The organism is Streptomyces sp. NPDC096048, from assembly GCF_044763415.1.
Taxonomy (GTDB): Bacteria; Actinomycetota; Actinomycetes; order Streptomycetales; family Streptomycetaceae; genus Streptomyces.
This window is the reverse complement of the sequence record NZ_JBIWGG010000020.1, coordinates 27,922-40,038: the sequence shown is the minus strand read 5'-3', so window position 1 is coordinate 40,038 and position 12,117 is coordinate 27,922. Positions and strand designations below refer to the sequence as shown.

Annotated in this window: 10 protein-coding genes; 8 read left to right on the top strand and 2 right to left on the bottom strand. The window is 68.4% G+C overall.

Going from position 1 to position 12,117, the window contains the following annotated elements:
* Nucleotides 1-433 precede the first annotated feature (433 nt).
* From ACIQ6R_RS36580 to ACIQ6R_RS36555, 6 genes are all read left to right on the top strand, one after another.
* Nucleotides 434-883, top strand: a complete 450-nt coding sequence (locus ACIQ6R_RS36580) for a hypothetical protein (RefSeq protein ID WP_404226331.1) — start codon at nucleotides 434-436, stop codon at nucleotides 881-883.
* A gap of 125 nt (nucleotides 884-1,008) precedes the next feature.
* Nucleotides 1,009-2,349, top strand: coding sequence for a hypothetical protein (locus tag ACIQ6R_RS36575; RefSeq protein ID WP_404226328.1), 1,341 nt, complete (start codon nucleotides 1,009-1,011; stop codon nucleotides 2,347-2,349).
* Entirely contained in the window at nucleotides 2,346-2,927 is a 582-nt protein-coding gene (locus tag ACIQ6R_RS36570) for a hypothetical protein (RefSeq protein WP_404226326.1), read from the top strand. The genes ACIQ6R_RS36575 and ACIQ6R_RS36570 overlap by 4 nt, the downstream gene beginning before the upstream one ends.
* Before the next feature lie 11 nt (nucleotides 2,928-2,938).
* Nucleotides 2,939-3,691, top strand: a complete 753-nt coding sequence (locus ACIQ6R_RS36565; RefSeq protein ID WP_403563002.1) for an ABC transporter ATP-binding protein — start codon at nucleotides 2,939-2,941, stop codon at nucleotides 3,689-3,691.
* Nucleotides 3,692-3,693: 2 nt separating this feature from the next.
* Nucleotides 3,694-4,386 carry a hypothetical protein gene (locus ACIQ6R_RS36560; RefSeq protein ID WP_404226325.1) on the top strand — a complete coding sequence of 231 codons (693 nt, stop codon included), beginning with the start codon at nucleotides 3,694-3,696 and terminating at the stop codon, nucleotides 4,384-4,386.
* A gap of 154 nt (nucleotides 4,387-4,540) precedes the next feature.
* The gene (locus ACIQ6R_RS36555) at nucleotides 4,541-5,173 is read left to right on the top strand and encodes a hypothetical protein (protein ID WP_404226323.1); all 633 of its coding nucleotides are present in this window, start codon (nucleotides 4,541-4,543) and stop codon (nucleotides 5,171-5,173) included.
* A 67-nt stretch (nucleotides 5,174-5,240) separates the two neighbouring features.
* On the opposite strand, the gene ACIQ6R_RS36550 is transcribed toward ACIQ6R_RS36555, so the two are convergent.
* Nucleotides 5,241-9,068, bottom strand: coding sequence for a DNRLRE domain-containing protein (locus ACIQ6R_RS36550; RefSeq protein WP_404226322.1), 3,828 nt, complete (start codon nucleotides 9,066-9,068; stop codon nucleotides 5,241-5,243).
* A gap of 390 nt (nucleotides 9,069-9,458) precedes the next feature.
* On the opposite strand from ACIQ6R_RS36550, the gene ACIQ6R_RS36545 reads away from it, so the two are divergent.
* Nucleotides 9,459-10,028, top strand: coding sequence for a hypothetical protein (locus ACIQ6R_RS36545; protein ID WP_404226320.1), 570 nt, complete (start codon nucleotides 9,459-9,461; stop codon nucleotides 10,026-10,028).
* A 794-nt stretch (nucleotides 10,029-10,822) separates the two neighbouring features.
* A complete protein-coding gene (locus tag ACIQ6R_RS36540) occupies nucleotides 10,823-11,524 on the top strand; it encodes a restriction endonuclease (protein ID WP_404226319.1) in 702 nt (233 codons plus the stop codon).
* A 94-nt stretch (nucleotides 11,525-11,618) separates the two neighbouring features.
* Here the strand turns inward: ACIQ6R_RS36540 and ACIQ6R_RS36535 are convergent, their stop codons facing one another.
* On the bottom strand, nucleotides 11,619-11,933 hold the full coding sequence (locus ACIQ6R_RS36535; protein WP_404226317.1) for a hypothetical protein: 315 nt from the start codon (nucleotides 11,931-11,933) through the stop codon (nucleotides 11,619-11,621).
* Nucleotides 11,934-12,117 lie beyond the last annotated feature (184 nt).

Genomic DNA, 12,117 nt, shown 5'->3' with positions numbered 1-12,117 from the left:
AACTCCTTCGGATACGGCTTGGGCACTGCAACATCCTTCCAGGCCGCCTCTCAGCAAGCCAGGTCAGGTATCACCTATCCGTGCAGCAGTCCCTTCCCGCCAAACGGCGCATGGCTAACATGATCGCCGTGCCGGGCGGATCTGACCAATTCGCTCCTATGCACAGCGACCAGTGACCGGGGGACACCGTCGACATGGGGGGATTTGTCATGCCGTGTGCCGGCTGTTTTGCGCACGCCGACCTCACTTCGCGTGCTCCTTCGAGAGCTGGGCGTATCGGCTTCTGCCGTGGGGGCAGAGGCTACGACCATCATCTGGAGGGGAACACATGCGCAAGCACAGGAACCAGGTTCGCGCTGGTTTGATCGCTGCTGTCACCGCTGCGGCGCTGACTGGCACCGTGACTGTCGCGAGTGCGGATGACACTGCGCCGGTGAGCGAGGACGCGCACACCTTCAACCCGGCCGAGGAGGGGCTGTTCGAGCTGCAGGCTCCCTCCGACACTGACGGCGGGATGCAGACCCGGAACTTCACCAGCAGCCTGTCGGGCTGGGCGCCGGGCTCGAAGGAGTCGCGTCACTGGGCGGACAACGACTACACCGAGGTCCAGTTCACCGGCTGCACCATGGCCGGCGCCGCCGGGAAGTCCGTGGGGGTGAAGCTGTGGCAGGCCGTACCCTTCGCCCAGGACAAGGACATGGGCACGAAGACGTTCACGAACTGCTTCAAGGGTTCGGGCTATACCTCGAAGGGCGAGTGGAACGCGCACTACAACGGCGGTGACAACCGGTACTTCACCATCGCCCACCTCAACGGGTCGCAGTACACCCGCGCCCTGGTCAGTGTGAAGAAGGTCTACGTGGACACCACCAAGGCCGACTGAGCGTCTACATCAGTGCCACGTCGTTGAGGCCGGGAGGCACCGCGCGGTGCCTCCCGGCCCGTCCCTGTTTGTGAGAACGGTGTCCTCAGTTGAACCTTCGAGCCCGTCTGCGTACCAGCCCAGCGGTGTGGACCGCGCCCGTCTGGGCCGGGATCGTCCTCTTCTATTTCTTTCACGCACTCCACCTGGAAGACCCGTACGAAGAGGTCATCGCCGGCCCGTTGTGGGCACCCCAGCAGGTCGAGCAGTCCCTCTTCTACTTCTACGCCTTCGCGTACGCCATCACCTGCGGGCTGGCGGTCTGGGAAGGCGGGCGACTCAAACGTGACGGTGTGTGGGGCCTGGCTCCGGGGCGCTCCCGTTACCGGGTCGCCGCCCACACCCTCGCTCCGGTGGTCGGGGCCGGCTGGCTCGTTCTCGTCCTGCCGGTCGTGATGCGTCTGGTCGAGACCCGGCTCATGCCCACACCGCAGGCCCTCATGCCGCTGCTGATGGGCATGGGACTCGTGGTGGCGTGGGCGGTGCTCGGCTGCGCCCTGGGCCACCTGACTCCCCGGTTGATCTCCGCGCCGCTGTCCGCTGTCTTCGTGTACTACCTGATCACGAAGACCGGGCAGGTGGACCCCGTATGGCTGCGCCACGTGTCCGGTGCCTCCGACACCTCACTGGACTTCGGTGAGCAGTACCGGCCGTTGACGCTTCTCGTCCCGTTCCTGTTCACCGCGGCCGTGGCTGCGGCTGTGGCCGTATGGTGGCTGCCTGCTTCACGCGCCGCACGGCGGGGGGCCGGTGCCGGGGCGGCTGTCGCAGCGGTAGTGGTCATGGTTCTCTGCGCCAACACTGCCTCGGGGTGGGGCTACGGGGACGGTCCGGTGAGTGCCGGCCACGCTGCCGCCCGGTGCGCAGGTGCTGCGCCACGGGTGTGCATCGCCGAGGCCGGCGGTGCCGAGGACCGCTTGGATCAGGTACGGAGCGAAATCGTCCGTTCCCTCGGGACGCTCCGTCAGGCCGGAGTGCAGGTGACGGTGCCGAAGACGGTTTCCGACAGCCTGCTCACCGGTCGCCACAAGAAGCCGTCGACTCGGTCGGCGTGGTGGCTGCCGCTGTCGCAGCAGGCGGGGAAGAACGGCCCCGGCATGGTCGGGGTGCGCTACGGGGTTCTCCTCACCGCAGTGGAGTTCCCCTGCGCATTTCCTTCGTCCATCCAGCCCGGTCAGTCGGTGGACTGGATCGTCAATCACGACGCCGCGATGCTGTGGGCTGCCACGCTCATCGATGCGGAGGAACCGTATCTGGGCTGGCGTCGTGGTGAGTACGGCGGCTCGTTCCAGAACCCCCGCGACGTGCTGGCGAAGGTCCAGGAGCGAGCCGACAACGCGGCCCGGCTCGCGCCGAAGCAGCAGAGCGTGTGGTTCCAGGAGGAACAGCAGAAGGCCTGCAGCCTCGTGCAGGAGGCCACCGCGTGACACTCTGGTTCAAGGCCCGCCGGGTCCAGGCCGCCCTTGGCCCGGCGCTGGTCGCGTTCGCGGTGCTGGTCGTGGTGGCGCACGACCAGTACGTTCAGCTGCCGAGCCTCCTCACCGCCCGCGGCAACCGCGTCTTCCTCATGCAGTTGGTGCCGCTGGTCGTCACCTCCGCGCTCGCCTACAGCCTCGCCCAGGCAGTCGCCGAGATCGAGGCCGTAGCCCAGCGCAAGGTACGCCACCTGGACGCTGCGCTGATCACGGCCGTCGTGGTGGCGGCCCTCGCGGCCGGCCTTCTCACCGGGGGAATCAGCGGATCGCCGGAGGCGTCCATGGCGGGCCGGAACGTCCTGTTCCTCACCGGTCTCATGCTGGTTGCCCGCACCTGCAACGAGCAGGCCGCCACTGCCGTGCCGGTGCGCTGGGTGCTCGCCGTGATGTTCATCGGATACCGCGACTTCAACCGGCCCTGGCCGTGGGCCGTCACCCTCCACCCCTCGGACTACCTCCCCACATACGGGTTCTGCCTGCTCGTCTTCGCCGCCGGACTCATCGCCCACGTCCGCTTCCGCCGCCTCTGAAAAGGTTCGTCATGTCCATCAGCTTCGAGTCCTGCTCCTTCGGCTACGGACGCGCCGGCACGCCGATCCTCACCGACCTGACCTATGCCGTCCCCATGGGCTTCACCGTCCTCCTCGGCCCCAACGGGGCCGGAAAGTCCACCCTTCTCAAACTCGCCAGCGGCCTGCACCAGCCCCACTCGGGGACCGTGCGCATGGGCGACCTGACCTCACGCGAGTCCGCCTACCTCAAGCAGGTGGCCTGGATGCCGCAGACCATCATCCCGATGACCGGTCTGACCGCACGCGAGCAGGTCGCCTACACGGGCTGGCTGAAGGGCATGAAGAAGCCCGAGGCCTGGGACGCCGCGCTCGCCGCCCTGGACCGGGTCAACATGGCCGACCGAGCCGACGTCAAGACCAAGAAGCTCTCCGGCGGCCAGCTCCGCCGCGTCGGCGTCGCCTCCGCCCTCGTTCACGGCGCCCGCGTTCTCCTCCTGGACGAACCGACCGCCGGCATGGACCCCACCCAGCGTCGCGTCTTCCGCGACCTGATCACCGGCCTCGCCACAGACGAGGTGCGCGTACTCATGTCCACGCACGACGTCGCCGACCTCGCGGAGGAAGCCGATCAGGTCACCGTGCTGCAGCAGGGACGCATCACCTTCACCGGTGCCACGCAGGCCTTCCTCGCCCACGCCTCTCAAGACACACCCGCAGCACGCCGCGCCGAAGCCGCCTACACCACCGTCTCCGCCCTCGCCCCAGCTCAGGAGTCCTGGTAGACGTGCGAACGATAGTCGCCGACCGCCTGCCGAGCGGTCCCGTCGCCGCATTCCTGGCCCTGGCAGGAGTTGCCGCCAGCGTTTTGGTCGGCCACGGCGGCCTCGACACGGTGGTCGGCTGCGGAATGCCCAGCGACAGCCTCCCCTCCCGGACGGCGGCGGACTGGACCACCAACGCCGATCACGTCGTCGTGGCCACACCGACAGCCGAACAGGACACCAACCGGCGCGACTTCGCCAAGGGTGCCATCCAGTACCGGACCGACCGAGCGGTGACGTTCCACACGGACAAGCTCCTCTGGTCTTCCCCACGCCCTCGCCAGCAGATCGGGAAGGACTTCGCCATGGTGAGTGCCGGCTGGAACGTCTACCGCGACAACGGCAAGCGCACCAAGAGAACGACCGCGGCAGCTTCCCGCCTGGAACCCGGCCACACCTACCTCCTCGCCCTTCGATGGACCTCCGGCCAGTGGGCAGTCCTCGGAGAAGGCGCAGCCGTCCCCTTCGACCACCACACCGTCGGACAAGGAGAATGGTGCGGACGCACCCTGAGCAAGGATGACGTTGCCCGCGGTGAGCGCTTCTCCCGCAAAGACGATCACAGCCTCGAGAAGGCGGTACACGGTCAGGACGAACAGGCCCTCATCCGAGAACTCGAACGGGCCAACACCGAATCGCGGGCGAGAGAACGCTGATGGACGGGGACGGCGACGTCCCCCAAGGCACCCGGGCCCCGCCTGCTCCCGGCATTCTGAGTTCTGCGGTACTTGGTGGCCAGCTGGGGCAGGCGGCCCGGGCTGCCACACCGCAGGGTCACTGTCTCCCTTGACCCGGCGCTAGGTTGGTGGGATGAGCGATCAACGGAATATAGAAACGGCTTGGAGTCGCCTCACTGCCTGGCTGAAGGTGAACGCGCCGGTCTCATACGCATCGCTGCTGCCCGGCGCACCGGAAATGGCCCTCGAGGAGGCTGACGCGGCACTGAGGCAGCACCTGGGATTCTCGCTTCCCACCGAGCTGGCCGCGCTGTGGCGGATATGCGGTGGCGTGGAGCACCAGGAGATCGCGGGTGACGAGGAGGGCGAAGTCGGCTCGGGGGCGTTCCTGCCCGGTGGGGTGGTCATGTCCCCGTTAGACGCGCTGCGGCCCCGGCTGCCGGACCATACCGGCACCGACTGGTGGGGTGGTGCCCCGGTGGTGCCGTGGCTGACCGGCGATGAGGCAGGGCCCGAGTCCGGGCACTGGGCGGGAGACATCGGCGTGGGCCGGTGGTCCTTGGACAGCTTGCCCGGCGTCGGGCAGAAGGCCGCGTACCCGTCGATCGCCGCCTACCTGGAGGCGGTGTACCGCACGCTGACCGACGGTCCGGCCGACGCGATGGGCCCAAATGTGCCGGGCGTGGTGTGGGGGTGCCTGATCTGGGAGCAGCACGAAGCGCCGCTGCTGGACGAAGCGTTGCCACACTGGACACCCATCCATTGATCCTGCCGCTGGACCCGGGGACCCTGCCGGATTGACAGGGCCCCCAAGCCTCATAGCGGCTCCCTTATCAGGGTTTGCTCATGGTGCAGATCACCTCCGGGGTGGAGGTGCTGCATCCGTTGAACCAGCTCATGCCGGGAGTGCTGCCGGGGTTGACCCAGTACTCGTCCTGGTCCAGCAGCCGCATTCCGGGTGCGAAGGTGTTGCCGAAGCTACTCATCGCGCCGGAGTTGATGTACTTCGACATCGAGGACCGCCCGCAGGTCTCATCCCAGGTGGGCGCGTCGTAGCGGGTGTCGTCCAGCAGGTGGTCGCTGCCGTCGTCGGTTTTGGCCGCTACGGTCTGGATGCACTCGCCGCCGCCGTTCTTACCGGCGGGCATCTGCCCGCCCTTGTCCTTCGGCAGGCCCGGGGACTCGTAGGTCGCCGCGAAGGGGAACTCGTCGCAGGAGATCTGGTCCGGGTTCGGTCCGCTCTGGATCTCCGGGTGCATCGCCGTCTTCGGATGGTTGAGGAACAGCTTCTTCGGAGTCCACCCGTCGGCGCGCTTGACTTGAGTCTTGGCGCACATCACCTTGCGGGAGGCTTCCTTGTCCCAGCCCGAGGCCACACGCGGGTCACCGTTGGAGTAGTGCCCGGGGTGGTAGTGCAGCGGCTTCTGCCAGCTTGCGCCCAGGCCGTTGGACGGCTTGGACTTGTTCTGGATCAGCCAGATATGCGCTGCCGCTGCCGGGTACTTCGCCGCGTGGATGGTGTACTCGGGCACGTACTCGGCCAGGACGCAGCCCGGCGTGCCGTTGGACGGCACCTTGTCGCACCGTACGTCAATCTGCCAGCTGAAGCGGGCCGGCGGGTAGTCCTCCCACTCGCGCTTCTTACCGCCGAACGGCGGCGGAGGGATGTCGGACTCGGCGTTGTACACCAGGTACGTCGGCATGTCGATCGACAGATCCGCGTCCTTGGTGCCGGAGGCGTCGTTGACGTCGCCGTTCCACTTGTGGGTGGCGGTACCGGTCGCGATGTGCGTGTCGTTGGGGATCGAGCCGGTCATGCCGCCGTCCCAGTCCAACGTGCCGTAGAAGTCGATGTCCTGGCTGCCGGCGCCGTTGTCACACGCCTTGCTGTAGCACATCGATTCCAGCATCGCCTCGGGGTTCCCGGCGCCGAACAGCACCGACCGATCCCCGTCGGGGAAGGTGTTCTTCAACGGCGTGACCTGCGTCCAAGTCTTGATCGTGTCGCCCTTCTTGTCGACCTTCACCTGGTACTGGAACTCGAAGTCCGTCTCGTAGTTGACCTTCGGGGCGCCCGGGATGTCCACCGCATGCCATGTGATCTCCAGCCTCCAGAACATGCATGCCTCGGTGCGCGTCATCAGCGACTCCTGCGGCGCACCGTTTGCGGCAGGGCGGCACCACGGCTTGTCCACCACCGGGTCGGGCATGCTGGGGGCGAAGGCGTTGCGTTGCCTGGCGGCCAGCTTCGTCGCCAGCGGCGACGCATGGTCCAGCAGCGTCATCTTCATGTTCGCGTTGCCGCCGTCCGCGCTCCGGATCGTCTGCGGCGGCACATAGCGCGACCTGATCGGGTGCGGCTCCTCGGTCTGGCCCGGAGCGGCAGCGTTCAGGTCCGGCTGCGGCAGCTTGATGTCGACCTTTGGGGCGCGGTTGTAGTCCCGGCTCCCAGCGGTGAACCCGTAGTCCTTGATCGGACCCACGTTCGCGGCCCGGTCCACGGTGCGGGTCTGTACCACGTGGTTGCCGTCCACCGCGGGCGTCACCGCGTACGACGCGTCCGGAGCCACCGCCCTCGTGAAGCCGCTGGTTGTCCGCACGGAGGACCAGCCGTATTCGGGGGCGTCGTCCTCGAACGGGTCGAGGCGGTACTGCACCTGGTAAGCGTCAGCGGCACCAGTGATGACGTCGAAGGTGCCTGCGATACCGCCCCCGCCTCCGCCCCAGCCCTCCGGATAGGTGGCCGAAGTGATGTCCGTCGGCTCACCCGGCGCCGTGGTGTCGACGACGAACTGGGTCCAGGAGGACCAGTTGAGGTTGTAGTGGGCGCCGTCGTACGCGTTGGTGCGGAATTTGTACGTCCGGCCGTCCTTGAGCTGGCCGGCGGGCACGGTCACGGACACGGGTTTGCCCTGGTCCCCATACGGTGAAAGGAGCAGTCCTTCACCGAGGGGCGTGGTGATGGGGGTGTTGGTGGCGGCGTCGTAGACCTGGAAGGTCCCGTTGACCTGGTCGCCGTCCTGGTCGGTGAACGTGTCCCGCAGGGTCGGGGTGGTGGTGTTGACCGCCCACACTCCGGCGTAGGACCTGAACGGCGCACCGGCCTGCCGGTTGGTGCCGTCCGAGGGCCGGTAGTTGTAGGTGACCGTCAGCTTCGGCTGGTTGGCCGCGTTGTTGGCCGAGTTGACGCGCTTCCACTCGTGGAGGTCGGACTCGCTGGAGGCGCGCACCCCCATACCGGCATGGCCCCACTGCTTGCCCGCCCAGTACTGGGCCAGGGTGGTCACATCGGCGGTGATCCACCCGTCGGTGGCCGTGCAGCCCGGGTTGCCGCGCGTGGCGGTGGAGGTCGCGTACTTCGCGTCCATGACGGGCTGGTTCGTCCACCGGCTCGAGGTGCTGGCATTGCTCGCCGTCCACACCTCCCACGGCTGCGCGCTGCAGTCGGTGTTGCCCGAGTGGAAGTTCCACAGGGACAGGGTCGCCTTGGACACCAGTGCGTCCGCGATCGGCGCCGTGTTCCAGGTGATGAAGGAACGGGCCGTGCGGTAGGTGCCGTCGCCGTTCTTGGTGCCGGGGTTGCCGAGGTCGAGTTCGGTGTCGCCGGACCAGTCGACCGTCTCACCGCGCTGGACGTAGGTGTCGAACAGGTTCCCCAGAGCCGAGGTCGACGGGTCCACCGTCACCGGGTACTGCGTTCCCGGATCGGAGAGGAAATCGGCATCGGGGGTGACTACGAGGTCCACGACGCCCTGGCCCTTGTTGACGACCTTCATCCCGACGCGGGCCCGGTTCTCGTGCTTCCCGGACCGCTGGTCGACGGAGGCGTCCCACATGACGGGGGCGGGCATCGTCGCCCGGGTCTCGCCCGTCTTGGCGTCGGTGAAGGACACCGAACCGTCCTCGTTGGCCTTCGCGATCAGGCCCTTGGCCTTGACCGGCAGCGTGTACGAATAGCGGTCGGCGCTCGGCTTCCGCGCGATCTCGACGAACTGCTCGAAGCCGGTACGGGTCGCCTCGACGATCACGTCCGCGCCGGGCACGGCATCGTTGTACCGGGCGATCGTGCCGTCGATCTCCGGCTTCGGCAGGCCCCCCTTCCACTGCAGGGTCACCGCCTGCTCTCCGCTGCCGAGCGTGACCAGGTCCTTCGGAGCCGCCTTCTGTGCGGCGCTCAGCGACGCTGGCGCCTTGCCGGTCTTCCCGGCCAGGCGCAGCCCCTCGGGATGGTTCTTCGCCCGTACCGCTCCGTCCGCGCCCGCGGTGAGGGTGACGTCGACCTTGTGCCACTTCCCGTCACGCCACACCCGCTCGGGGCCGGTCGTGAGTTCGGTGGTCAGCGTGCCGTCGGGGTTGGCGACGGTGTAGGTGGTGGCCGTCGTCTCGTCCGTGACCACCACCTTCTTCCTGGTCTTCTTCGCCTGGGTGATCGCCCACGCCTTAGAGCCCTTCGCATGCTCGGCTGCCCACGCGATGTCCGACTCGAGGACCTCGTCCTTCGACGGCTGGACGCTCTTGCGATCAACGGGCTCCGCGGCGGGTGCCGCGCCGGCCGGCAGCGAGGCCCCGGCCACGAGCGCGGTCTCGGCGACCAGGAGCAGCGCGACCCCGGTCGCGAAGCGTGCCCTGCGCCGTGGCGCTTGTTGTCTGTATGGAGACACGAAAGCGCATGTCCTTCCCTGTAGGAAAATGCGACGCGTGTACGAATAACGTCACGAGTGCAGGACACTAGGCACAAGTAGGGCCTGCGGAAAGGCAGTTATCGGCCCCGGCTGACCGGCCTTCAGCCGGGTGGCGGGCTGAGCCGGGGCTTCGCCCTCAAACGCGATAGTGATCACACCGGCCGTCTCTCGTGCAGCGGACGGAGTGTCGGCCGCCAGCCTTCGCGTCGGAGCTGCGCGGCACTTCATCACCGCGACATGTACCGCGGCCCGAACTGGTGCAGGCCGGCACGCGACGGCAGTTGGGCGGCAGGCCTTGGGCGCCCGTCCCTCCACCGGAACGCGGCATGAAAACCGGGAGTTGTCGGTGGCGGCCGTCATGATGGAGGCGTGGACTACAGCCTTGTCATCGCAGCCGCACAGGCCGCCGGCCCCTGCCCCGTAGGAGAGGAACCGTCCTGGGGCCGCCGGGTGCACGCTCTGACCGTCGACCTGCACCTGATCGCCCAGCAGGCTGCGCAGGACATCGACCGGTTGGAGAGGGCCTCGCGGTTCGTGGCGTTCCTGGAGAACGTCGAGATCGAGGAGTCCAGCCGCCGGGGCCTGCTCACCCTGCGCTCACCGGCCGGGGAGACCGAGCACATCCGCACCGAGCAGCAGGAGACCGACTGCGGCCGCGACCTCATCGAGCGTGCCCGCAGCCTGCAAGGCCGATGGGTGCTGGTCTTCCGGTACAACGAGAAGGCCTCCGCGACCAAGAGCGTGCGCATGCTCGCCCATCTGATGGATCTGGGCGACGGTGCCATCGCCGTGAACCTGGCGAAGAAGATCCTGCTCGACGACGCCGGCGGTGCCGTCCCCCGTGCACAGGCCGCGTGGGCCGAGGTCGGCCTGCCGGACTCCGGCGCCGTCTCCGTCGAACAGCTGCAGCAGGCCCGCGCCGAGCTCAAGGGGACGTGAACAGGGGCGAGACGAGACTGGTAGGCCCGCCTGTTGAGACGGCGTTGACGATCCGGTTCACCTGGCGCATCTTGCCCAGCGCGGTCCCCTATGCGGCGCCCGGCCTTGCTCCGGCGGGGTTTGCCCTGGGCCTGTGCCGAGTGGGGTGGTTCCCTCGTTGGGCGGCAGGCGTAGCCCTGCCGCGTCGTTCGTCGGCTGTCCGGGATCGGGCTTGCCCGACCGCGAAGCGGCGCCCTTGGGTGTCCTGGACGGCCGGCGGGCGGCGTGGTGCCCTCCGGGTGCCGTCCGACGAGGGGGCCGCACCACGACTCCACCACCATCTCCACCACCGACGACCCGCACCCAAAATGCTGCCCCCCGCACCCCCTCCGCAGGGTGGCCGGGGTGCGGGGCAGGGCCCCGCGTCTTCCCTGACCTGGCCTGTTCTCTCCTTCCTTGATCACGCCTGGTGGTGATGTGCTGACGCGTTGTCAGTGGCTCCTGTCAGCATGAGCGGTTGTGCGGGGAGTTGTTACGAGGGGGAGGGCTTGTATGCCTTGGGTGCGGCCGTACGTGCGCTCTGACGGGACTCCGGTTCGCGGACATTCGCGGTGGGCTCCGGGGGCGAAACGGGAAACGATGATCTTCGGTTTGGTGGCCTTGGCCGTGGTCGGCCTGGGCAACAGCAACGTCTCTGCGGGGGCTGACGGGGCTCCGCAGCCGCATTCCACGGTCCAGTACCCGATCCGGTTCGACAGCGCTCCCGCTGCACCGGAGCCACGTCCCACGGTGTCCTACCCGATCCGGTGGGAGCGGTGACCCGGCGCCGGCCGCCGGCGCGGCGGCGTACGAGGCGGCCCAGCCGATGGCAGCAGCAGCCGGACGCGCAGCTGATCGTCTTCGCCGTGGTGGCGGCTGCTGCCATCGGCCTGGTCATGATGGTGGTCAACTGGGTGTTGACGCACTGGTGGGTTCTTGTCGTGGTCCTGGTGCTCGCCGTGCTGGCGGGCGTCGGATGGCTCTACAACCGGCAGCAGCGGGCCCAGTGGGAGGCCGTGCGGGCGCAGGGCCTGCGCTATGGGCTGCCGCAGCTGGACGCACTGCACCATGCCAGGTTCGAGGACGCGATACGAGACCTGATGCGGCGAGACGGCTGCCGGGATGCTCAGCGGGTCGGCGGTCGCGGGGACTTGGGCGCGGATGTGAAGGCCACGGATCCGTTCGGGAGGCGCTGGGTGATCCAGTGCAAGCACCGCCGCAACGGCGCCCAGGGCTCGGCGGTGGGCACGCCGGATCTGCAGGTGCTCAACGGGACGGCCCGGCAGGTGCACGGGGCCGACGTCGCAGTGATCGTCACCAACGGCCGGGTGACCGGCCCGGCTGTGGCCTTCGCCAGGCAGCAGCGGCTGCACGTCGTCGACCGCCAGACGCTCGCCGTGTGGGCGTCGGGCTCCAGTCCGCTGTGGGAGCTGCTGCGGGCGGTTCCGCCCCCGCGCCGCCCGTCGCCTTTGAGCTGAGATGCGCGGCGCCGTCGGCGGGCGGAGTTCGGCAGCCGGCCCTGGCCGTTCGGACGGCGGTACTTCTCGGCTTCGTGTGTACGGCCGACCGCCCCTACGCCGCCTGGTCCCAGTGCTCCGGGAGAGTGTCCTCGTCGGGCGGGCGCTGCGAGGCCTTCTCGCAGGCGCGCAGGACGGTCCAGGCCAGGGTGGACAGGCAGGTGAGGTACCAGGGCAGCGGCCAGACGGTGCGCCACCATGGTGCTTGGGGGTCGAGGAAGAGGTCGAGCGCGGCCGTGGTCATGCCGGCCGCGAGGCTCCAGCACAGCAGGCGGCCGGCCCACTGGACGGCGAGCGCGAGCCGATACGGAACAGAGCAGCATCGACGGGTGGAGCGGGAGCAGGGCATGCGTCTGCCCAACGCGTTCATCGGTGGACGTCCTTCACAGCAGGGACGGTTGCCGCGGGCTGGGGGACCACGCATGCAGGGCGCCGCAAGTGTGCATCCCGTGAAGCCGAGCGCGTGGGACCGCCTCATGTCCACCACACGCTCTGAGACGACTTCCCGGCCAGCCGTTACCCCGACATGACCGGCGAGGACGCCCGGGAAGGAC

Excerpts from the sequence above, each read along its gene's own strand:
- ACIQ6R_RS36565 (WP_403563002.1), top strand. The coding sequence starts at position 2,939 with ATGTCCATCAGCTTCGAGTCCTGCTCCTTCGGCTACGGACGCGCCGGC.
- ACIQ6R_RS36555 (WP_404226323.1), top strand. The coding sequence starts at position 4,541 with ATGAGCGATCAACGGAATATAGAAACGGCTTGGAGTCGCCTCACTGCC.
- ACIQ6R_RS36535 (WP_404226317.1), bottom strand. The coding sequence starts at position 11,933 with ATGAACGCGTTGGGCAGACGCATGCCCTGCTCCCGCTCCACCCGTCGA.